The organism is Agreia pratensis (assembly GCF_900177685.1).
GTDB lineage: Bacteria > Actinomycetota > Actinomycetes > Actinomycetales > Microbacteriaceae > Agreia > Agreia pratensis.
The window spans coordinates 23,952-46,205 of the sequence record NZ_FXAY01000008.1 but is presented as its reverse complement, the minus strand read 5'-3'; the positions used below and the strand labels follow the sequence as shown (position 1 = coordinate 46,205).

Annotated in this window: 21 protein-coding genes; 18 read left to right on the top strand and 3 right to left on the bottom strand. The window is 64.4% G+C overall.

The genetic code is table 11. The features are described 5' to 3' along the window. Nucleotides 1-65 precede the first annotated feature (65 nt). Complete coding sequence (gene pknB, locus B9Y86_RS16805; RefSeq protein WP_425319480.1) at nucleotides 66-2,024, bottom strand: Stk1 family PASTA domain-containing Ser/Thr kinase; 1,959 nt, start codon at nucleotides 2,022-2,024, stop codon at nucleotides 66-68. Between the two features lie 108 nt (nucleotides 2,025-2,132). Then, nucleotides 2,133-2,525, bottom strand: a complete 393-nt coding sequence (locus tag B9Y86_RS16800) for a LysM peptidoglycan-binding domain-containing protein (protein ID WP_085488250.1) — start codon at nucleotides 2,523-2,525, stop codon at nucleotides 2,133-2,135. Nucleotides 2,526-2,688: 163 nt separating this feature from the next. Here B9Y86_RS16800 and B9Y86_RS16795 point away from each other — a divergent pair, with 163 nt between their 5' ends. Continuing rightward, complete coding sequence (locus B9Y86_RS16795) at nucleotides 2,689-3,030, top strand: Rv2175c family DNA-binding protein (protein ID WP_085488248.1); 342 nt, start codon at nucleotides 2,689-2,691, stop codon at nucleotides 3,028-3,030. Nucleotides 3,031-3,042: 12 nt separating this feature from the next. Here B9Y86_RS16795 and B9Y86_RS16790 read toward each other — a convergent pair whose 3' ends face one another. Continuing rightward, entirely contained in the window at nucleotides 3,043-4,134 is a 1,092-nt protein-coding gene (locus tag B9Y86_RS16790) for a polyprenyl synthetase family protein (protein WP_085488246.1), read from the bottom strand. Nucleotides 4,135-4,211: 77 nt separating this feature from the next. On the opposite strand from B9Y86_RS16790, the gene B9Y86_RS16785 reads away from it, so the two are divergent. From B9Y86_RS16785 to B9Y86_RS16705, 17 genes are all read left to right on the top strand, one after another. Continuing rightward, nucleotides 4,212-4,592 (top strand): DUF3040 domain-containing protein, encoded by a 381-nt coding sequence (locus B9Y86_RS16785; RefSeq protein WP_085488244.1) that lies wholly within the window; start codon nucleotides 4,212-4,214, stop codon nucleotides 4,590-4,592. A 294-nt stretch (nucleotides 4,593-4,886) separates the two neighbouring features. Further along, nucleotides 4,887-5,318: a division/cell wall cluster transcriptional repressor MraZ gene (gene mraZ / locus B9Y86_RS16780; RefSeq protein ID WP_055928434.1), complete on the top strand. Its 432-nt coding sequence runs from the start codon at nucleotides 4,887-4,889 to the stop codon at nucleotides 5,316-5,318. Between the two features lie 100 nt (nucleotides 5,319-5,418). Continuing rightward, nucleotides 5,419-6,375 (top strand): 16S rRNA (cytosine(1402)-N(4))-methyltransferase RsmH, encoded by a 957-nt coding sequence (rsmH, locus tag B9Y86_RS16775; protein ID WP_085488242.1) that lies wholly within the window; start codon nucleotides 5,419-5,421, stop codon nucleotides 6,373-6,375. After that, nucleotides 6,372-6,956 (top strand): cell division protein FtsL, encoded by a 585-nt coding sequence (gene ftsL / locus B9Y86_RS16770; protein ID WP_085488240.1) that lies wholly within the window; start codon nucleotides 6,372-6,374, stop codon nucleotides 6,954-6,956. The genes rsmH and ftsL overlap by 4 nt, the downstream gene beginning before the upstream one ends. Before the next feature lie 41 nt (nucleotides 6,957-6,997). Beyond that, entirely contained in the window at nucleotides 6,998-8,785 is a 1,788-nt protein-coding gene (locus B9Y86_RS16765) for a peptidoglycan D,D-transpeptidase FtsI family protein (protein ID WP_085488238.1), read from the top strand. A gap of 15 nt (nucleotides 8,786-8,800) precedes the next feature. Beyond that, on the top strand, nucleotides 8,801-10,345 hold the full coding sequence (locus B9Y86_RS16760) for a Mur ligase family protein (protein ID WP_244894818.1): 1,545 nt from the start codon (nucleotides 8,801-8,803) through the stop codon (nucleotides 10,343-10,345). A gap of 3 nt (nucleotides 10,346-10,348) precedes the next feature. Further along, nucleotides 10,349-11,773 carry a UDP-N-acetylmuramoyl-tripeptide--D-alanyl-D-alanine ligase gene (locus B9Y86_RS16755; protein ID WP_085488234.1) on the top strand — a complete coding sequence of 475 codons (1,425 nt, stop codon included), beginning with the start codon at nucleotides 10,349-10,351 and terminating at the stop codon, nucleotides 11,771-11,773. Further along, on the top strand, nucleotides 11,770-12,867 hold the full coding sequence (gene mraY / locus B9Y86_RS16750) for a phospho-N-acetylmuramoyl-pentapeptide-transferase (RefSeq protein ID WP_085488232.1): 1,098 nt from the start codon (nucleotides 11,770-11,772) through the stop codon (nucleotides 12,865-12,867). Before B9Y86_RS16755 ends, mraY begins: the two co-directional genes overlap by 4 nt. Beyond that, nucleotides 12,864-14,417: a UDP-N-acetylmuramoyl-L-alanine--D-glutamate ligase gene (murD, locus tag B9Y86_RS16745; protein ID WP_085488230.1), complete on the top strand. Its 1,554-nt coding sequence runs from the start codon at nucleotides 12,864-12,866 to the stop codon at nucleotides 14,415-14,417. The genes mraY and murD overlap by 4 nt, the downstream gene beginning before the upstream one ends. After that, nucleotides 14,401-15,624 (top strand): putative lipid II flippase FtsW, encoded by a 1,224-nt coding sequence (gene ftsW, locus B9Y86_RS16740; protein ID WP_139824960.1) that lies wholly within the window; start codon nucleotides 14,401-14,403, stop codon nucleotides 15,622-15,624. Before murD ends, ftsW begins: the two co-directional genes overlap by 17 nt. Further along, nucleotides 15,621-16,697, top strand: coding sequence for a UDP-N-acetylglucosamine--N-acetylmuramyl-(pentapeptide) pyrophosphoryl-undecaprenol N-acetylglucosamine transferase (locus B9Y86_RS16735; RefSeq protein ID WP_085488228.1), 1,077 nt, complete (start codon nucleotides 15,621-15,623; stop codon nucleotides 16,695-16,697). Before ftsW ends, B9Y86_RS16735 begins: the two co-directional genes overlap by 4 nt. 60 nt (nucleotides 16,698-16,757) lie before the next feature. Continuing rightward, nucleotides 16,758-18,170, top strand: coding sequence for a UDP-N-acetylmuramate--L-alanine ligase (murC, locus tag B9Y86_RS16730; protein WP_085488226.1), 1,413 nt, complete (start codon nucleotides 16,758-16,760; stop codon nucleotides 18,168-18,170). Further along, complete coding sequence (locus B9Y86_RS17425; protein ID WP_139824959.1) at nucleotides 18,167-19,270, top strand: cell division protein FtsQ/DivIB; 1,104 nt, start codon at nucleotides 18,167-18,169, stop codon at nucleotides 19,268-19,270. Before murC ends, B9Y86_RS17425 begins: the two co-directional genes overlap by 4 nt. A 168-nt stretch (nucleotides 19,271-19,438) precedes the next feature. Next, nucleotides 19,439-20,620, top strand: a complete 1,182-nt coding sequence (gene ftsZ / locus B9Y86_RS16720; RefSeq protein WP_085488224.1) for a cell division protein FtsZ — start codon at nucleotides 19,439-19,441, stop codon at nucleotides 20,618-20,620. Beyond that, complete coding sequence (locus B9Y86_RS16715; RefSeq protein WP_085488222.1) at nucleotides 20,617-21,288, top strand: YggS family pyridoxal phosphate-dependent enzyme; 672 nt, start codon at nucleotides 20,617-20,619, stop codon at nucleotides 21,286-21,288. The genes ftsZ and B9Y86_RS16715 overlap by 4 nt, the downstream gene beginning before the upstream one ends. Nucleotides 21,289-21,329: 41 nt before the next feature. After that, nucleotides 21,330-21,818, top strand: coding sequence for a cell division protein SepF (locus B9Y86_RS16710; protein WP_085488220.1), 489 nt, complete (start codon nucleotides 21,330-21,332; stop codon nucleotides 21,816-21,818). A 7-nt stretch (nucleotides 21,819-21,825) separates the two neighbouring features. Continuing rightward, nucleotides 21,826-22,134 (top strand): YggT family protein, encoded by a 309-nt coding sequence (locus tag B9Y86_RS16705; protein ID WP_280522313.1) that lies wholly within the window; start codon nucleotides 21,826-21,828, stop codon nucleotides 22,132-22,134. Nucleotides 22,135-22,254 lie beyond the last annotated feature (120 nt).

Below are 22,254 nucleotides of genomic sequence, written 5' to 3'. Positions count from 1 at the left end.
CTCGCGCATCCGAGGTCGGGCGCTTCAGTTTTCGAGCGGCGCGGCTGCACCCGGAGCCGCGTTGACTAGAAGCTGACGCTGACGGTGAGCTTCGAGCCGCGGGGAACGCTGGTGCCGGCGGCGGGGTTCGTCGCAGTGACGGTGACGAGTGCGGGCACGATGTCGGCGCCAGCGGGGTAACTGAGGTCGAATCCGGCCGCCACCAGAATCGATTTGGCATCGATCCAGGGCTTGCCGACGACATCCGGAACCGTGACAGGTTCGGGGCCACGCGAGATCTGAAGCGACATCGTGTCGCCGGGATGGACGGTGTCGGCGGGCGCGATGGCCTGGATCACGTTGCCCTCCTTGATCGAGTCGCTGTAGACCTGCTCGCCGGCGGCAGCCGACAGGCCGACGGACTGCAGAGTCGCGGTAGCGTCGTCGACCGTTTTGTTGGACACATCGGGGATGGCGCCGGCCGAGACCAGGAGAGAGACCGGTTGGGCCTCGCTGTAGATGACACCCTCGGTAGAACCGTTGCTGGCGAGGCTCGCGCCCTCCGCGTTGTACGCGTCGAGAACGATTCCTGCCGCGGCAGAGTTCGAGAAGACCTGCGATTCGCTGCCGAGAGTGAACTTCGCATTCTGGATGGCTTGCGCTGCCGCGGTCTTGTCGACACCGATCAGCTGAGGGAGCGGCAGCTGGGCCGGACCTGTCGACACGATGAGGCTGACTGCGGCATCGCGTGCGACGTGAGCGCCGGACGACGGATCGGTGCCTATGACAGTTCCGGCAGGAACGGTCACGCTCGATTGATCTGCGCGGGTCACGACGACACCGAGCTTCTCGAGAGTCGATTGCGCGGCGTCTGGCGCCTGTCCAGCCACGTCGGGGATCGTCAGCTGGGCGCCCGGCCCGATGCCGAAGTACCACCCCGTGCCGCCTGCCAGAGCGACGAGAAGGAGCACGATGCCGACTAACCAGAACGCGCGGCGGCGCCGCACAGCGACTGAGGCTTTCAGACGGTCAGCCGGAGCTGCGGGGCTGTGCGCCGCCGTCTGTTGGGGCGCTCTTTGCGTCGCCGGTGCGCGGTTCGGCATGGTCAGAGCCGACGTGATGCCGGTTTTCTGAAAAGACTGTGTCTGTGCCGACGCGATGTCGGGACTGAGGGCTGCAGGCATCACGACCGTGCGCTGAATGCCGGTCGTCGCTGCCTGGGTCGCGGACATACTCTGCTCGGTGAGTCGAAGCTGTTCGAGCATGGCCCGACCATCTGTCGGACGGTCGACAGGGTCTTTGGCGGTCGCCCACAAGACGAGCTCGTCGAGGTCGCGCGGCACCGATGGATTCACCGCGCTGGGTCGGGGAACCTGGTCGTTGGCGTGCTGGAACGCAATCTGCATGGGCTGGTCGCCGACGAATGGCTGTGCGCCGGTGAGCATCTCGTACATCATGATGCCGGCGGCGTAGATGTCGCTTCGTGCGTCGGCCGTTCCTCGAGTCAGGAGCTCGGGGGAGAGGTACGCAATCGTTCCGAGCAACGCCTGACCGGTGGCCGTATTGGCCGACGTCGCACGCGATAGTCCGAAGTCGCCGATCTTGATGCGGCCGTCGTCGGCGAGCAGCACGTTTTCTGGCTTGAGGTCGCGGTGCACGATGCCCGCTTTGTGCGCTGCCGCGAGACCCCCGAGAACGGCGTCCATGATGTCGAGGGTCTGCTCGGTCGTGAGCGTTCCATAGTCTTTGAGGAGGTCGCGCAGGGTCATACCGGGCAGGTACTCCATGACGAGGTACGCCATGTCCGAGTCCTGGCCCTGATCGAAGACGTTGACCACGTTGGGGTGAGCCAGTCTCGCCGCAGACCTGGCCTCCTGCACGAAGCGTTCTTTGAAATTGGATTCGTCGGCCAGATGGCCGTGCATGATCTTGATGGCGACACGACGCTCGAGTCTGAGGTCGGTCGCGAGGTAGACGGTGGCCATACCGCCCCGGGCGATCCGCGACCGCACCTGATACCGACCGTCGATAAGACGTCCGATCATAGGGTCAGTGGGCGCGGTGGTCACGAATGAAGTTTAGAGAGCCGTGGCCACGGAAGCCGGGATAGACACCACGAAGATCGAGACCCGCCGTGCCGGCCGTGCGCACGTTCAGCCGAAACGCCTGTCGCGCCGGTCCGCGGTCTCGGCCGCGGGCCATTCGAGATCGTCCGGGATCGGGTCGAGCCGGAGCAGCTGCCCTGGAAAAATGGGCGTCTTCCAGCTCAGCCCGTTCTGCGCCAGCACGTGGGCTGTCGGCAGGCCGTGACGGATGGCGATCTCGCTGACGGTGTCACCCAATTCGACGCGGTACGACGACTCGTCCGGCTCGTCGTGTGTGGGATCTGGGCTGACCGGCAGCTTGTCTTTGCGGCGACTCGACGACGCTGCGAGTTTCGAAGCGACAAGTCCGACCAGAACGAAGGGGAGTGCGACGAGGGCGGCGAACGAACGGGGTTGGTGATGCCGCGCTCGTCGGCTCGCGCGGCTCGGCGACCTGGTCATAGCGGTCGTGCACCTCGCAATTCTGTTTTCACCCGTGCGTCAACAGTTCCACGTATGCAGAGGCTCGTCAACGCTCCATCGGTGGGCGAAGCGAGGCCGTCATAACGATGCGATATCGGTGACGGGGTGCCGGGGGCGCCCCCGATCGTGGCAGGCTTGGCATGTGAGTGAAAACGCCCCCGCAAGAACCTGGTTGACCATCCCCGACGTCGCCGACATATTCGGATCCACACCGGGTCGAGTCCGCAAGATGATCGAGGAGCATTCACTGCTCGCGATCCGCCGAGACAAGGTCCTCGTCGTGCCGGATGTCTTCATCCGCGACGGCGAGCCCCTCCCTGAGCTGAAAGGCACGATCATCGTCCTCCTCGACTCCGGTTTTGTGCCGGATGAGGCGATGCAGTGGCTGCTCGAAGAAGAGGAATCGCTCGGGGTCGCGCCGATCGACGCGTTGCTCGCCGGCCGTAAGGCCGAGGTTCGCCGAGTGGCGCAGGCTCTGGCCTGATCGATCAGCTCGTCACGACGAGCGCTCGGTGAGGAGCCGGGCGAGCTGCTCCAGCTCAGCGACCGCATCGACGTCGAGGTCCGCGTCACGCAGAGCGTCGAGCGCGTTGGCCGTGTATGACGATATCGACCGCTCAGCACTCTCGAGTGCGCCGCTGACTTCGATCTGCCGCTGCAACTCGACGACGGCCGCGTCGTCGAGCTCGGGTCGACCGAGCGCGTCGTCGAATGTCTCTCGCTGCGAGTCGCTCATGCCCTGGCGGGCAAGCGCCACCAGAACGGTGCGCTTGCCTTCGCGCAGATCGTCGCCCGCTGGTTTTCCGGTCACGGCCGCATCGCCGAAGACCCCCAGGACGTCGTCTCGCAGTTGAAATGCCAGTCCGAGTGGAAGGCCGAAGCTGCGCAGAGACTCGAGTTGCGCCGCGGATGCCCCGCCGATGAGGGCGCCCAGGGCGAGTGGCGCCTCGACGCTGTACTTGGCCGACTTGAAGGTCATGACCCGTTCCGCGCGGCGGATCGTCTCGGTGTCGGGAACTGTGGGCCAGGCGTTCTCTTCGAGGATGTCGAGATACTGTCCGACAGTGACCTCGGTGCGCATGCGGTTGAACTCCGCCCGCGTCGATCGAGCTCGGTCTCGGTCAGTCAGCAGATCGAGTGCCCCGTCGACGAGTTCGTCGCTCCAGCCGAGAAGGAGGTCTCCGTGCAGGATGGCGCTGGCGCGACCGAACGCATCCGCCGAGCCGACGAAATGCTCGTCGCGATGCAGCGCGGCGAATCGAATGTGGGCGGCGGGCATGCCGCGACGCGTGTCTGAATTATCGATGATGTCGTCGTGCACCAGCGCTGCGGAGTGGAACACCTCGAGCGCTGCGGCGAGGGTGACGACGGCTCTCTGCTCGTCGGCCTCGGCGTGGGTCGATGTCGCCTGCCATCCGGCGATGCAGAACCGTGCGCGAAACCGCTTGCCGCCGCTGAGAAGATCCCGGGAGAAATCGGTGAAGGCGGACAGTTCGTCAGCCACAGCGGCGAGAATGGGTTCACGAGACGCGAGAAAATCGGCGATTTCGGTGTCGACCTGGCTTACCAGGCGCGTGCTTTGTGTCACGTACCTAGCCTAGCCAGATGCTGAGCACTACAATCGCTTCAAGTACGACGCGTGTGACAGAGCCTGAGGTGAATAGGATGCCGCTTTCCGAGCAGGAGCAAAAGCTTCTAGATGAGATGGAGCGCAGTCTCTATCACAACGATGCCGATTTCGTCTCGGCGGTCAACGCCAGTAGAGGCAGAGTCAACTACGGCGCCCTCGTACTCGGCATTCTTCTCGCCATCGCTGGTCTCGTGGTCGTCATCGTCGGCGTCATCACGCACCTTCCCATTGTCGGCCTCGTCGGCTTCGTCGGGATGTTCGCCGGGGTGCTCCTTGCTCTTCGGCCGTCGTCGACAGCGTCCCGTCCGGCATCCGGGCCGCGCACGGGGTCTTCACCCAGCGCCGCCGCATCCAAGACCAATCTGATGGACAAGCTCAACGATCGCTGGGACAAGCGTCAGGACCGCGAGGAATAGGCCAAGAGCCGCTTCTTCCGCACACCTCCACAAAGGGGGCCGACCTTCGGGTCGGCCCCCTTTTTTTGTCGTCTTGCGCCGGAGCTTGCGTGCCCGTGCTCCAAAATACGGCCCGACTCGCTCGAAACGTCAAATTCCCCTCCATTTCCCTCCACCGCCAAAAGTGCTTGATTTGTGCGGAAGTCTGGGCCGTTTCACGGCTTAGATCTCAGCTTTCTGTTGTTTGGTGGTGTGAAGTGGAGTATCGTGGAGGAATACCCAACACCTGGCCGGATTCGAGGGGGAGAAAGGACGATGTTCCTTGGCACGTACGCTCCCAAACTCGACGACAAAGGTCGCATCATCCTTCCGGCGAAATTCAGGGATGAACTCGAAGGCGGAGTCGTGCTGACTCGCGGTCAAGAACACTGCGTCTACGTGTTCAGCTCGGCCGAGTTCGAGGAACTCCACAACAAGATCCGGCAGGCACCGGTCACCAGTAAGCAGGCTCGCGACTACATGCGCGTCTTCCTCTCCGGCGCCGATGCCTCCGTGCCCGACAAGCAGAACCGCGTAAGCATTCCTGCTCACCTGCGCAGCTACGCCGGGCTCGAGCGCGAACTGGTCGTCATCGGCGCCGGATCGCGCGCCGAGATCTGGGACGCCGAAGCCTGGAACACCTATCTGGCGGCCCAGGAGGCCGCATTCTCCGAGACCGACGAGGAGGTGATTCCCGGCCTCTTCTAGTCGTTCCGCGTGACTCCCAGCCGTTCCTCGCCCTGACACACTTCCCCGGTGCCAGGTCGGAATGGATGGGGATCAGGCAGAACGAACAGGTCGATACTCCATGGAAGACGTCACACGAATCCACACTCCCGTCATGCTCGAGCGGTGCATCACCGTGCTGGGGCCGGCTCTCGAACGCCCGGGCGCTGTTCTCGTCGACGCCACCCTGGGACTCGGTGGACACGCGGAGGCCTTCCTCACTCGCTTCCCCGAGCTGACGCTCGTGGGGCTCGACCGTGATCTTCAGGCCCTGGCGCTCGCCGAGGGCCGACTGAAACCATTCGGGGATCGCGTGCACCTTGTGCACTGCGTCTACGACGAGATCAACTCCGGTTTGCAGAAGCTCGGCATCTCCTCGGTCGACGGCGTGCTCTTCGACCTCGGCGTCTCGAGCATGCAACTCGACCGTGCCGAGCGAGGCTTCGCGTACTCGAAGGACGCACCGCTCGACATGCGCATGGATCAGGACGCCCCGCTCACAGCCGAGATGATCCTCGCCGAGTACTCGGAGTTCGACCTCCGTCGCATCTTCCGCGACTACGGCGAAGAGAAACTTGCCGACCGCTATGCGCGACGAATCGTGCAACGACGTGCCGAACAGCCACTTGTGCGATCTGCCGATCTTGTCGATCTGCTGCAGCAGGCCACCCCGGCCGCCCTGTCGCGCGCCGGCCACCCCGCCAAGCGTGTCTTCCAGGCGCTGCGCATCGAGGTCAACCAGGAGCTGAGCGTGCTAGAGCGGGCCATTCCCGCCGCGATCGGATCGCTCCGAGTCGGCGGTCGCATCGTCGTGATGTCGTACCAGTCGCTCGAAGACCGCATCGTCAAACGTGCACTCCAGTCGCTGAGCGTGTCCACGGCTCCACCCGGCCTTCCGGTCGAGCTGCCCCAGCACAAGCCGGAGCTGTCGCTCCTCGTTCGTGGCGCCGAACTGGCGACCGAGGAGGAGAAGGCCGAGAACCCTCGAGCCACCCCTGTCCGTTTTCGAGCTGCCGAACGTATCAGGAGCGCCTCATGACGAATCTGGCCACCGTGCCCATCTCCCGACTCGGCGCACCCGCATCCACGCCCGCGGTCGAGCCGCGTCGTCGGTGGCTCAAGCCTGCGCCCGACAGCGTCCCTCGTCAGCGCCGGCGCCCTCGCATCGTCTACGCCGCGGTCGCTATCGGCGGCATCGCGATCATCGCCCTCGCCCAGCTCCTGCTGACCATCGGGCTCTCAGACGGCGCCTACCAGGTTTCAGCACAGCAGGCGAAGTTGAAAGATCTGTCGCGAACGAATCAGGCGCTGAGTGAACAGCTGACGGCCCTGTCGTCGCCCCAGAATCTGGTGCAGAACGCACAATCGCTCGGCATGGTCGCCAACGGAAACACCGTATACCTCAGGCTCTCCGACGGCGCCGTTCTCGGCTCGCCCGCTCCTGCTAGCGCCGCCACTGCACCCATCGCCGCAGACCAGGCGCTCGTTCCGAACTCATTGCTGCAGCCCGCTCCCGTCGTGGCCGCGCCTGTTCCTGATGCGTCGAGCGCGCCTCCGACGGCGGCGCCCGACCCGAGCGTACCGTGGCAGGGTGCTCTTCCCTCCCCGCAGACGCACTGACCGACCGGTGACCCGCTCACCAGCCGAATGAAAGGCCGCACGTGACCCCGACGACAGCCAGAACAACCCGAGGGCGCGTGACCATCGCGGTGCTCATCATCGTCGCCGTGGTGTCGGTCTTCTGCGTCAGGCTCGTCGATATCCAGATCGTTCAAGCCGACAGCTTGAATGCCACCTCGCTCGCCAGTCGTTCTGACAGCACAGTCACTCTGGGCACGCGCGGCAATATCGTCGACGCCAACGGTGTGGTCCTGGCCACCAGCATCCTGCGTTACGCCATCGAGGCCGACCCGTCGGCTGTCGCTGAGTTCGATCGCCCAGCCGCGGACGGCTCCGGTGATGTCAAGGTGAGCGCCCAGCAGGCGATCGGGGAGCTCGCGTCGGTCATGGGGCTCGATCCGGCTGTCATCACGGCCATCGTGACCGCGGACCCCACCTCGCGTTATGCGCAGATCTCGAAGTCGGTCGATGTGTCGACGTATAACAAGATTCGTGCGCTCGACATCCCGTGGCTCTATTACAAGGCCGATCAGTCGCGCACCTATCCCGATGGCAGCGTGGCGGGCAACCTCGTCGGATTCGTCGGTGCAGACGGATCCGCCCTGGCGGGCACCGAACTCACTCAGGACTCGTGCCTCGCCGGCAGCGATGGCAGTGAAGTGACGGAGACCGGTGAGGACGGTGTCGCGATTCCCGGATCGACCGTGACCCTGAAGAAGGCTGTCGATGGCGGCACGGTGAAGTTGACGATCAACAGTGACCTGCAATATTTCGCGCAGGAGGCACTCGCACAACGCGTGACCGAGGTCGGCGCCGAATCGGGAACCGTCGTCGTGACCGAAGCCAAGACAGGCAAGATCCTCACGGCGGCTGAGTACCCGACCGTCGATCCGAACAACATCGACGCCACCGATCCGGCGTACCGTGGCGCCAAGGTCTTCAGTGACCCCTTCGAGCCCGGCTCGACGTTCAAATCGATCACGGCCGCATCGCTGATCGACGCCGGCGCGGCGACTCCGGCCAGCCAGGTACTCGCTCCCTATGAATACAAGTCGGGCAACGCCGTCATCCACGACTCGTTCTATCACGCACCCATGCCGTGGACCCTCACCGGCGTCATCGAGCAGTCCTCGAACACAGGCATCTCCATGCTCAGCAACAACATGTCCGTCGATCAGCGCTGGGACTACATGAACAAGTTCCACTTGGGAAAGCCCACCGAGGTCGGATTCGTCGGTGAAGACTCTGGCGACATCCTGCCCGGCGGTGTATCTGGCCCCACCCAGCTCGACGATCAGACGATCTACAACACGACCTTCGGGCAGGGTCTCACGGTGACGGCGGTGCAGATGGCGAGCGCCTACCAGGCCATCGCGAACAACGGCGTGAGGATGCCCGTGCAACTCTTCGAAGGATGTCAGCACGAAGACGGCACGGTGACAGACGCCCCTGCCGCCTCCACCGGCGAGCAGGTCGTCTCGCCTCAAGCGGCTCAGGACACCGTGCACATGATGGAGTCCGTGGCAACGACCGGATACGCCGCCGATGCCCTGAAAATCCCCGGCTACCGGGTGTCTGCGAAGACAGGAACGGCCGAGATGAGCAACGGCGACGGCGCCTACGGAGGGGCATACCTCACGTCGATGGCCGGTATGGCACCATCGGACGATCCTCAGTACGTCGTTTCGGTCACTATCCGGAAGCCCGTTACCATTACATCTGGACTGGCCGCAGCGCCGGTCTTCCAGAAGGTGCTGTCACAGGTGCTGAAGACGTATCGGGTGCAGCCGTCCACGGTTCCAGCGCCTGACTTGCCCACTACTTACTGAATGAAGGAGTCATCTGTGCCGGATCGGGTTTCGCAGGGACTGCGCCCGGAACATCCGATCGCACGGTCGCTCTCTCAGCTCGTCTCCGACTTCGAGCTCGAGCAGATCGGTGAATTCGCGCCCGACTCCGTTACCGGGATCAGCCTGACGTCGAAGGACATCCTGCCCGGAGACCTCTACGTCGGTCTCCCGGGACGCAACGTGCATGGCGCCAGCTTCGCCGCGGCTGCCGCGCAGAGCGGCGCCGTGGCGATCCTCACCGACTCGGTGGGCGCAGGTCTTGCCGCAGACAGCGGACTGCCGGTGATCGTCACACAGCAGCCTCGCGAGGCTCTGGGGGCGGTGTCGGCGTGGATCTATCGCACGCTCGACGATCCGCCCACGCTGTTCGGTGTCACGGGTACCAATGGCAAGACGAGCGTGACCTACATCCTCGACGCGATCCTCTCGCAGCTGGGTATCGTCGCGGGCTTCAGCACGACGGCCGAGCGCGGCATCGGCGACCTGCGTATCACCAGCACGCTGACGACTCCGGAGGCGACCGAGGTTCATGCTCTGCTCGCCCGCATGCGCGAGGCGGAGGTGCGGTCGGTGATCATCGAGGTGTCGGCGCAGGCACTCACTCGCCACCGAGTCGACGGAATCGTCTTCGACGTCGTCGGTTTCACGAACCTCACGCACGATCATCTCGACGACTATGGTCGAATGGAGGACTACTTCGAGGCGAAGCGCGCCCTGTTCGAACCGGATCGTGCTCGCCGCGGAGCCGTGCTCGTCGACGGGGAATGGGGATCCCGGCTCGCCGAGGAGTCACGAATTCCCGTGGCCACGATTTCGACGAAGCCGGGGATCCCGGCCGATTGGCGGATGACGATCCTCGAGGAGACCGTCGATTTCACGCGGTTCACCATCGAGGGTCCCGATCACCGTTCGATCACCACGAGTATCCCGATTCTCGGCCGGTTCATGGCCGAGAATGCCGCCCTGGCGATCGTGATGCTCGTGGAATCGGGCTACGACCTCGAGGCTATCTCGCACGTGCTCGAACGCGACGGCGGCATCGACGCCTTCGTGCCGGGTCGCGCAGAGAAGGTGTCCGCCGATGCGGGACCGCGGGTGTACATCGACTACGGCCACAGCCCAGACGCATTCCAGAGCGCCCTCGAGGCGCTGCGGCGCGTAACCGACGGCCGGGTGATCATGGTCTTCGGTGCCGATGGAGACCGGGACACGACCAAGAGGGTCGACATGGCGTCGATCGCGGCCCGGCTCGCGGATGTCGTGGTCATCACCGACTACAACCCCCGGTTCGAAGACCCGGCGTCGATTCGCTCGGTGCTTCTGGATGCCGCACGTTCGGCTCGAGACGATGTCGAACTGTACGAGGTTCCCGACCCGAGGCTTGCGTTCAGGAAGGCCCTCTCTGTGGCCGGCGATGGTGACGTCATCCTGCACGCCGGTCCGGGCCACGAGGACTATCAGGAAGTCGCGGGCGAGAAGATTCCCTACTCCGCGCGCGACGAGGCACGGCTCGCCCTGCAGGAATACGGATGGCTTTGACCCATGCTTCAACTCACACTTCATGACATTGCCGAGACCATCGGCGGTCGCCTCGTCATTCCCGACGCCGTCGGGGCCGCGGGCGTCTCGGCCTCGACCGTCGTCTCCGGAGCCGTCGACACTGATTCGCGTGAGATTCGCGACGGGGGCATTTTCGTCGCCAAGCCCGGCGAGTTCAGCGACGGCTTCCTCTTCATCGACAAGGCCGTGTCCGCCGGTGCGGCTCTGATCATCGCCGAACGACCATCCGATGCGCTCGTCGCGCAGATCATCGTCGACGACGCGGTTCTCGCGCTGGGAGCTCTCGCAACCGAGGTCGTGCGCCGTGTCCGAGCGCACGGACTGCTGCGGATCGTCGGAATCACAGGCTCGAACGGCAAGACGACCACCAAGAACCTCCTGCGCTCGATCCTCGAATCCGAGGGCGAGACGATTGCGCCGCGAGACTCGTTCAACAACGAGGTCGGCGCCCCGCTCACGATGCTCAAGCTGACGCCGTCGAGTCGATATCTCGTGGCCGAGATGGGCGCATCCGGCCCGGGGGAGATCACGCGGCTCATCCGCATGGCCAAACCCGATGTCGGTGTGGTGCTCACGGTAGGGCTCGCCCACGCCGGAGAATTCGGCGGCATCGCCACGACGCTGGCCACGAAGACCGAGATGGTCTCTGACCTCGAGCAGACGGATGTCGCGGTGCTGAACATCGACGACGCCCGGGTCGCAGGAATGGCAGACAAGACCGCGGCGCGAATCGTCTGGTTCGGCCTCGACGAGCGGGCCGCGGTGCGCGCACACGATGTGTCGGCGCATGCCGGCGGCACGGATTTCATCTTGACGCTCGCCTCGGGCGAGAGACGACCGGTGCGGTTCAGAGTGCTCGGCGAGCACCATGTGATGAACGCGTTGGCTGCCGCTGCGGCGGCAGAAAGCCTCGGCGTGGGTATCGACCGCATCGTCGACGCGCTGCAGACAGTGACCCGCGCCGAACGCTGGCGTATGGAGGTGCTCGGGGGTCGCGACAACGTCACCGTGATCAACGACGCCTACAACGCGAGTCCCGACTCGATGGTCGCTGGGCTCAAGACCCTCGCGCAGATCGCAACGCCGGCGTCACGCAAGATCGCGGTGCTCGGAGAGATGAGCGAACTCGGCGAATTCTCACTCGAAGAGCACGACCGGATCGGACGCATGATCGTGCGGCTCGGTATCGAGAAGTTGATCGTCGTGGGCGAAGGAGCGCGTGCGCTCCACCTCGCGGCGACGCACGAGGGATCGTGGGACGGCGAGTCGCAATTCGTCGATACCGCCGACGAGGCCTACGACGCTCTGGCGCCAGAACTGAAGCCGGGCGACATCGTGTTCGTCAAGTCGTCGAACTCCGCCGGGCTGAGGTTTCTCGGTGACCGACTGGGGGAGTTGTACGCATGAAAACACTGCTCGCCGCCGGGGCGCTCTCCATGGTCTTCTCGCTCTTTATGACCCCTGTCTTCATCCGTCTCTTCAAGCGCCTCGCTTGGGGCCAGTTCATCAACATGGATGGACCCGAGACCCATCACGTCAAGCGTGGAACGCCGACCATGGGCGGAATCGTCATCGTGCTCGCCACGCTGTTCGGCTATTTCGTTGCCCTTCTCGTCACGCAACGCGGCGTGTCGATCTCTGCGCTTCTCGTGCTGTTCCTCATGGTCGGACTCGCGGTCGTCGGGTTCATCGACGACTTCATCAAGACGCATCGAAAGCGCAGCCTGGGTCTCGGGCCGGCCGCCAAGCTCATCGGGCAGATCGTGGTCGGCGTCGCCTTCGCGATCCTCGCGCTGAACTTTCCCGACAAGAATGGCGTGACGCCGGCATCGACAGCGATCTCGATTGTGCGCGACACGCACATCGACTTCGACATGCTCGTCATTCCCGCCATCATCGTCATCGCCTTCGTCGTCTGGGTGTGTGTGATCGTCATGGCGACGTCGAACGGCGTCAACCTGACTGATGGTCTCGACGGGCTGGCACCCGGGTCGAGCATCCTGGCCATCGGAGCGTTCGTCTTCATCGGCTTCTGGCAGGACAGCCAGAACTGCTTCAATCCGCATCTTGCCTCAGACGTACTCGGCAAGTGCTACGAAGTGCGCGACCCCCTGGATCTCGCCATCATCGCGGCCGCCATCGTCGGCGCGCTGATCGGTTTTCTCTGGTGGAACACCAATCCTGCGAAGATCTTCCTCGGTGACACCGGTTCGCTCGCACTGGGTGGGGCTCTCGCTGCACTCGCCATTCTGAGCCGCACCGAGCTGCTTCTCGTCGTGATCGGCGGCATCTTCGTGATCGTGGCCGGCCAGGTGGTCATTCAGCTCACCTACTTCAAGCTCACGAAGGGCAAGCGCATCTGGCTCGCCAGCCCGCTTCACCATCACTTCGAGGTGAAGGGCTGGGCAGAGGTCACCATCGTGGTGCGGTTCTGGATCATCGCCGGGCTTCTGGTCGCCGCCGGTGTCGGGTCGTTCTACCTCGAATGGGTATCACGATGACCGACGCCCTCGGCGGCAGGGCGCTGGGTCTGACGAGTTGGTACGACGACTGGTCTGGCCTCAGGGTCGGCGTTCTCGGTCTCGGTGTCACAGGCTTCTCCGTGGCCGACACGCTCGCGGAGCTCGGCTCACGTGTGCTCGTGGTCGCCGAAAAGGTCGACGACCGTTACCGGCTGATGCTCGAGGTGATCGGTGCCGATCTCGTGCAAGCGTCGCCGCTGGCGTCCTTGCCGGCTGAGCTCGAGTCGCTCGATCCGGAGCTGCTGATCGTGTCTCCGGGATTCCACCCGGATCATCCGGTGATCACGTGGGCGCTCGAGCACGGCATCCCCGTGTGGGGCGACGTCGAACTCGCCTGGAGACTGCGCGACAAGGTCGGCGTCTCCGGTGCCGGTAGCGCTCCGGCCGAGTGGATCGCCGTGACCGGAACGAACGGCAAGACGACCACCGTTCAATTGACGGCCGCCATGCTCGCCGCGGGTGGGTTGCGCGCGGCGCCCTGCGGCAACATCGGTGTGCCCGTTCTCGACGCTGTGCGTGATCCGCAGGGCTTCGATGTCTTCGTGGTCGAGCTCTCGAGTTATCAGCTGCATTCGACGTCGAGCATGTCCCCGTGGGCTGCTGTGTGTCTCAACGTCGCGGAGGATCATCTCGATTGGCACGGATCGATGGAGGCCTATGTGGCAGCCAAGGCCCGTGTCTATACCAACACGCGAAGTGCCTGTGTCTACAACAGGGCTGACGAGCTCACCCTGAAGATGGTCGAAGATGCCGAGGTCGTCGACGGAGCCAGGGCGATCGGATTCGATCTCGGCGTGCCCGGCCCAAGCGATCTCGGCATCGTCGACGGAATCCTGGTCGACCGGGCTTTTCACGACGATAGGCACAGCTCGGCTCTCGAGGTCACCACGGTCGCTCGTCTGGCTGAGGCAGGTCTGGGGGCGCCTCACACCGTGGCCGATGTCCTTGCTGCGACGGCGCTTGCGCGCAGCGTGGGTGTGACGATTCCGGCCATCAGATCGGCGCTCGAGACCTTCCAGCTCGATCGGCACCGCATCGAGGTCGTCGAGATCCGCGACGACATCACCTGGGTCGATGATTCCAAGGCCACGAACGCGCACGCCGCGGCGGCGTCGCTGTCTGCGTACCCCTCCGTCGTCTGGATCGCGGGAGGCCTGCTCAAGGGCGTCGACATCGAGCCCCTTGTGCGGGCGCGTGCACCGAAGCTTCGAGGTGTAGTTCTTCTCGGTGAAGATCGCACGGCCCTTCGGCAGGCATTCCAGCGACACGCGCCCCACCTTCCCGTGCGAGAGGTGACGGGCACGGAGACTAAGAGTGTCATGTCGGTCGCCGTCGAACTGGCTGCCGCTCTCGCGGTGCCCGGTGATGTGGTGCTTCTGGCACCTGCGGCCGCGTCGATGGATCAATTCACCGACTACTCCGACCGTGGCGACCGCTTCGCACACGCCGTGCGCAAATATCTGAGAGGTGATCCGGCTGACGACAACACGCCCGACGGTACGGCACCCGCTGGTGCTTCCGGGATCTAACTCGAAGAATCGCGCGACGTCCACTTCCGCCGGTCAAGCGGCTCGCACAGCCCGTATCTCGCTCGGACGCGCATTTCAGCCTGAGTCTCGCAGCTATTTCCTGCTGCTCGGCACAACCATGTTCCTGATGCTCTTCGGGCTGGTCATGGTGTTGTCGGCGAGTTCGGTCTCGTCGTATGCCGGATCGCAGGGAGCATTCGGTGTTTTCTGGCGACAGGCCATCTTCGCCGCCGTCGGCGTTCCGTTGATGCTGATACTGGCCCAGACGCCGGTGAGAGTCTGGCGCCGCTTCGCGTGGGTTCCGCTGGTCGCGGGCATATTTCTGCAGATATTGGTGCTTTACACCCCCCTGGGCATCGAGGCAGGAGGTAACCGCAACTGGATCGGTATAGGCGGATTCAACGCCCAGCCCTCCGAGCTCATCAAGCTCGGGCTGGTGGCATGGCTGGGAGTGATTCTGTCGAAAAAGGAGCCCTACCTCAATCGTTTCGGTCACGTCTTGATTCCCGCGGTCCCCGTGGCCGGCCTCGGCATCTTTGTCGTGCTGCTAGGCGGCGACATGGGAACCGCGATGATCATGGCCGCCTTGGTTTTCGGGGCGCTCTTCTTCGCGGGCATCAAGGTCCGGATGCTCGTGATCCCGGTGGCGGTGGCCCTCGCTCTGACAGTCGTCATCGTTCTGACGAGGTCGTCGCGTATCGAGCGCATCCAGAACTTCCTGGGCATCGGCGGCGGAGACCAGACCGGTCTGAGTTACCAGAATCAGCACGCTGACTGGGCGATGGCAGCGGGTGGCGTCTTCGGCGTTGGACTCGGCAACAGCAAAGCCAAGTGGTTATGGCTCCCCGCCGCGGACAACGACTTCATCTTCGCCATCATCGGCGAAGAACTCGGCCTTGTGGGTGCGGTTGTCGTGCTCGCACTCTTCGTCGTTCTAGCTATCTCGTTCTTGCGAATCGTGAGGTCGTCGACTGAACTCTTTTCCCGGGTTGTGACAGGCTCCGTGATGGTGTGGGTCATCGGCCAGGCGTTTGTGAACATTGCCGTTGTTCTGCAGGTCCTCCCGGTTCTCGGTGTTCCCCTGCCGCTCATATCTTCCGGTGGATCTGCTCTTGTGACCAGTCTCTTGGCGGTCGGCATGGTGCTTTCGATCGCGAGACACAACAGTCGGTCGGGAGACGACCTGTCGGAGAAGACCATTCGATGACCACCTACCTCCTTGCCGGTGGAGGCACCGCCGGGCACGTGAATCCTCTGCTCGCGACCGCCGATGAATTGAGGCGGCGTGAACCCGACGCGTCGATCATCGTCGTCGGCACGGCAGAGGGGCTCGAAGCGCGCCTCGTGCCTCTCCGTGGCTATGAGCTCGTCGTCATCCCGCGACTTCCATTCCCTCGCCGGCCCGGCAAGGCAGCGGTCACGTTCTTTCCGCGTCTTCTCGGTGTCATCTCACAGTTGCGCTCGCTCATCGCCGACAGGTCGGTCGATGTGGTGGTCGGATTCGGGGGATATGCGGCCGCGCCCGCCTATCTGGCGGCTCGTCGCGCCCACGTTCCCATCGTCATCCATGAGGCGAACGCCCGACCGGGCCTGGCGAACAGACTCGGCGCGCGATTCACTCCCTATGTCGGCGTCGTCTTCGCCGGCACGCCCCTGCCGCACGCCGAGCTCACGGGTCTCCCTCTCCGCAGTGAGATCGCCACGCTCGATACCAGTGCGATGGCACAGTCCGCGCGAGAGAACTTCGGGCTCGAGAATTCGGCCCCCGTGCTCCTGGTCACCGGTGGGTCGCTGGGTGCGCAGAGACTCAATCACACGATCCGGGATGCCTTCGGCTCGGTCCTCGACGCCGGGTGGCAGATTCTGCATATCTGGGGAGACAAGGCCGACCTCGTCGACCCGGGCGTCGACGGCTACGTCGTCGTGAGATATTCCGACCGCATGGACCTCGCGTTCGCTGCCGCAGACCTCGTCGTCGCAAGGGCGGGCGCGGCGACCGTCTCCGAGCTCGCCGTGCTGGGTCTTCCGAGCGTCCTCGTTCCCTATCCGGTCGGAAACGGCGAGCAGAAGGTCAACGCTCACGACCTCGTGCAGGCCGGTGCGGCCGTGCTCGTCGACGATGCCCGGTTCACTCCGAGCTTTGTCGCCGACGAGCTGCGCCTGCTCCTCGCCGACAGCTCGCGTATCGATGCGATGGCTCGAGCAGCCGGCCAGGTCGGCATCGCCGACGGCGACGCGCGGTTGGCCGAACTGATCCAGCGTGCAGTGGCGAGAGCGTAATCTTGATCACTGGTCCGGCGCATTGCGCCGGGTTCCGTTCGAAGAAATGAGTCGTACCCCGTGATCAAGCCAGACCTCAGCCAGCAGATACCCGCCGATCTCGGTGCGGTGCACTTCGTCGGCATCGGCGGCTCGGGCATGAGCGGCATCGCGCGACTCATGATCGACGCCGGCATTCCGGTTTCAGGGTCAGATGCGAAGGAGTCGAAGGGCACGAAGGCTCTGAGGGAGCGCGGCGCGCGCATCAGCATCGGACACGCAGCAGAGAACCTCGGCGAGGCGGACACCCTTGTCGTCACCAGCGCCCTCTGGCCCGACAACCCCGAGTATCTCCTCGCGAAAGAACGAGGCATCCCCATCCTCCATCGATCGCAGGCGCTCGCCTGGGTCGCAGGCCGTCATCGCCTCGTCGCGGTCGCCGGGGCGCACGGCAAGACCACCTCTACAGGCATGATCGTGACAGGACTCATCGAGCTCGGTCAGGAGCCCGGGTTCGTGAACGGCGGAGTGATCTCCGCCCTCGGCACGAGCTCGGCGAGCGGCGACGGCGAGATCTTCGTGCTCGAGGCCGACGAATCCGACGGCTCATTCCTGCTGTATGACAAGGCCGTCGCGCTCATCACGAACGTCGACCCCGACCACCTCGACCACTACGGCTCCGTGCAGGCCGTTGAGGACGCCTTCGTGACCTTCGCCGACGAGGCTTCGGAACTCGTCGTCATCTCAGCCGACGACGCCGGCGCGGTCCGGGTGTCCGAGCGGCTCGCCTCCAAGCGAGTGCTCAGCTTCGGAGAAGACGAGAACGCCGATGTGCGCCTCCACTCCGTCGAGACCGGCGACAACGTCACCTTCCAGGTGCGCTACCTCGGCAACGACTACCCGGGGTCGCTTCTGGTCCCCGGCAGACACAACGCACTGAACGCGGCAGGTGCCTTCGCCGTGCTGGTCGGCATGGGCTTCGCGCCCGCCGAGACGCTGGATGCCATCGCACACTTCGCCGGGACCGGTCGCCGATTCGAGTTGCACGACACGGTGAGAGGAGTCAGCGTCTACGATGACTACGCGCACCACCCCACAGAGGTCGCGGCAGCTCTCACCGCCGCTCGCACGGTGGTCGGCGAAGGCCGCATCATCGCTGTGCATCAGCCTCATCTGTACTCCCGCACCCAGCTGATGGCCGGCGAGTTCGCCGAGACTCTCGAGCGCACCGCCGACTTCACGATCGTGCTCGATGTCTGCGGAGCACGCGAAGACCCGGTGCCCGGAGTCACCGGCGCTCTGGTCTCCGAGAGGTTCTCAAACGCCGATGCCGTGCGCTACATCGATGACTGGCAGAAAGCAGCCGACTTCATGGCGTCGATCGCCCAGCCTGGCGACTTCGTCGTCACGCTCGGATGCGGGGATGTCAATCTGATCGTGCCGCAGCTGCTCGACGCGCTCGCCCGTGAGACGCAGGCGCCCCCGGCGGCATGAAAAGACCTCCTGGCGTGACCCCGCCGCCCGCCGGGCCACCGGAGGCCGAGCGACCGAACGAACCCCGCGCCGCCGAGCCGCGCCGCCGCGCCCCGGGCGGCATCCGTCGTTCGAAGAAGAAGACGTCGTCAGAGGTCGAGGCGATAACCGAACCGATCGATATCGTTTCGGGGTCGGCTTCTACCCCAGAAGCCTCGTCCGGCTTCCGCTCCCTCCCGCCTCTGCCCGAGGTGTCGCTCGGTGACGGGCGCGACTCCGGGCGCGACGATGACGATGACTCGAGCCCGAAGCCGTGGTGGCTCACTCGACGCACCGACCCCACCGTAGAGAAGGCCGCCGAAGCCGAGAAGAATCTCGCCCACGCCGAGAGGCGCCGACGCAGATACGAGAGAGCAGAGGCTCGACGGTTCACGCAGGCCACGCGCACGCGTCGCCGCAAGTACCTCATGGGACTTGCCGCGACCGTCGTCCTGGTGCTCGTCGTCGTTCTGACCGCTTACTCGCCCCTCCTCGCGGTGAGGACGATCACCGTCGAGGGGGCGTCTCGCGTCGATGCCTCGGCGGTGTCGGCCGCGCTCGACGACCAACTCGGCAGACCCCTGACGCTGGTCGATTTCGGTGAGGTCAAGAAGACTCTCGAGACCTTCCCCCTCATCCAGAGCTACGTCACCGAGGCTCGACCGCCGGACACGCTCGTGATCCGCATCGTCGAGCGGCGCCCGGTCGTGACGGTCGCTGCTGACGGCGCCTTCAATCTGGTGGATGCCGCGGGTGTCGTCGTCGAGACCACGCCGGCCCGCGCGCCGGGTTACCCGACGATCGATGTCGCGGCTACCCCGGTCGACTCACCCGGCTTCGCTGCGGCCAGTCAGGTGCTGCTCGCGCTCAGTCCTGAGTTTCTCGCCCAGGTCGACGCGGTAAGCGCGCCGACTCCAGATTCCGTGACGCTCGCTCTGACGAATGGCCAACGTGTGGTGTGGGGGAGCGCCGAGGACTCGGCGCTGAAGGCGCGCATCGTCGCCAGCATGATCTCGAACCCCGGCATCCCGGACGTCACGGAATACGACGTGTCCTCGCCCGAGGCTCCGATCGTTCATTGATCGCCGCGGACGCCACCGGCAACCGCTCATTACGCCGTCAGTTCGCGACACGCGGGGCGTGTGGAGTAGCAGGACCCAGCCGCGCCCTTAGGTTCGAAACAAAGAAATGCATACTCGATATAACTTTAAGTCTCAGCTAGAGGTTTAGGGTTCCAGCGGAGGCCGGACGTGACAACCAACCAGAACTATCTCGCAGTCATCAAAGTTGTCGGAATCGGCGGCGGCGGCGTCAACGCCGTGAACCGCATGATCGAACTCGGACTGCGGGGCGTCGAGTTCATCGCCATCAACACCGACGCTCAGGCGCTGCTGATGAGCGATGCCGACGTCAAGCTCGATGTCGGTCGCGAACTCACCCGTGGACTCGGCGCAGGAGCCGACCCTGAGGTGGGTCGTCGCGCCGCAGAAGACCACGCGGAGGAGATCGAGGAGGCCCTGTCCGGCGCCGACATGGTCTTCGTGACCGCGGGCGAGGGTGGAGGAACGGGAACGGGTGGCGCTCCCGTCGTCGCACGCATTGCGAAGTCGATCGGCGCTCTGACCATCGGTGTCGTGACGAAGCCCTTCGGGTTCGAGGGCAAGCGCCGCGCCGCTCAGGCCGAAGACGGCGTCGCGACTCTCAAGAACGAGGTAGACACCCTCATCGTCGTTCCGAACGACCGCCTGCTCGAGATCAGCGATCGCGGAATCAGCATGCTCGAGGCGTTCTCCACCGCCGACCAGGTACTGCTCGCCGGTGTCCAGGGCATCACCGACCTCATCACCACTCCGGGCCTCATCAACCTCGACTTCGCCGACGTCAAGAGCGTCATGCAGGGCGCGGGTTCGGCTCTGATGGGCATCGGTTCGTCTCGTGGGGCCGACCGAGCCATCAAGGCGGCGGAACTCGCTGTGGCGTCGCCGCTTCTCGAGGCCAGCATCGAAGGCGCCCACGGCGTGCTCCTGTCGATTCAGGGTGGATCGAACCTCGGAATCTTCGAGATCAACGACGCCGCCAAGCTCGTTCAAGACGCCGTGCACCCCGAGGCGAACATCATCTTCGGTGCGGTCATCGACGACACGCTCGGTGACGAGGTGCGTGTCACCGTGATCGCTGCCGGCTTCGACGGCGGCGACGCCACGGAGCAGAGGCGCGGAAGTTTCGTCGCTTCGGCAGACGAGAAAGATCCCTACGGTGCCGGCGGAACGGCCATTTCGACTCTGGCGCCGGTTCGTCACGCGGAGGAACAGCCCGCCGAAACTCCCTCGTGGTCTCAGACGGGCGAACATCACCTCACCGGTGCCGTCGCCTTCGATCCCGCGTCGGAAGACGACGACACCGACCTGGACGTCCCCGACTTCCTCAAGTGACGCTCGAAGAACGCCTCTCTGAGGTCACGGCTCGGGCCGCAACAGCTGCGGCCCGAGCCGGGCGCAGCATCGACGAACTCACGATCATTCCCGTGACCAAGTTCCACCCTGCCTCTCTCGTGCGCGAGCTCTATGCGCTCGGCGTGCGGGACGTCGCAGAGAATCGGCATCAGGAAGCCCGCGAGAAGGCGGTCGAACTTGCCGATCTCACTGACCTCCGATGGAACTTCGTCGGGCAGCTGCAGGGCAAGAAGGCCAGACAGGTGCGCTCATACGCGCACATCATCCACTCGGTCGACCGGGCCTCTCTGATCGATTCGCTGTCGTCAGAAGACGACGACACGTCGATCTTTCTGCAGGTCAATCTCACCGATGATCCCGGGCGCGGGGGAGCGGCGGCCGAGCAGCTCGAGGAGCTGACCGAGTACGCGTTGCGGGCCCCCGGCATCCGGCTCGAAGGCCTGATGGCCGTGGCCCCGCTCGGCGTCGAGCCGCAGGCCGCCTTCGCTCGTGTTCGTGAGCTGTCGGAGCGCATCCGTCTGATCGCGCCCATGGCGTCGTCGATCTCGACCGGCATGTCGGCGGACTTCGAGTTCGCTATCGCCGAAGGGGCGACACACCTACGAATTGGTACCGCAATCACTGGAAATCGTCCAACGGACGGTTAATCTTGCGACTAGGCACCTGAACCACATACCGGAGGAACACAATGGCCAACCCGCTTCGCAAGACGATGGTGTATCTGGGTCTGGCGGACGAAGAGCTGGAGTACGAAACTCCCGCCCCTGGTCCCGTCGCCCCGGTTCCCGCCCCCCAGTCCCACTCGGCGCAGACGCACGCCGCACCGGCCGCAACGCGGGCACCGGTCACGCCGCTGCGCAAGACGCACATCCAGAAGAACGTGGCACCCACTGAAATGAACGAGATCCTCACGGTTCACCCGAAGCAGTACAAAGATGCCCAGGTCATCGCCGAGAACTTCCGCGAGGGAATCCCGGTCATCATCAACCTGTCGCAGATGACCGACGCCGATGCGCGACGCCTCATCGACTTCGCGGGAGGCCTCTCGCAGGGGCTCTACGGCAAGATCGAGCGCGTCACGAGCAAGGTGTTCCTGCTGTCACCGTCGCACGTCTCTGTCTCCGGTGACACGTCGGCTGATACTCGCGCGGAGTCCTCCTTCTTCGTCCAGTCATAATTGACGAGTGGATCTACTCGTCATCATCGTCGCGACAGTCGCGTACTACGCGCTGCTCGTCTACTTCTTCCTCATGTGGGGGCGTTTCGTACTCGACCTCGTGCAGAGTTTTCAGCGCTCATGGCGACCGGTCGGGTTCGTTCTGTTCATTGCTGAGGTCGCGTATACGGTCACCGATCCTCCGATCAAGTTCTTCCGCCGAATAATCCCACCGCTCCGTCTCGGTCCGGTGGCATTCGATTTCGGGTGGAGCATCGTGATGCTGCTGGTCATCATCGCCATGTCCATCCTGAACTTCGTCAGGTATTCGGCGTAGCTCGTTGTAGTGTGTGTCATGCACAATCGAGACACGTGCCCGTGGGCCTCAACGCCTGCCGCCGTGTTTATTGCTAGCGTTGGTTAGCGATATCCCCGTTCGTCGAATGTAATAAAGGTG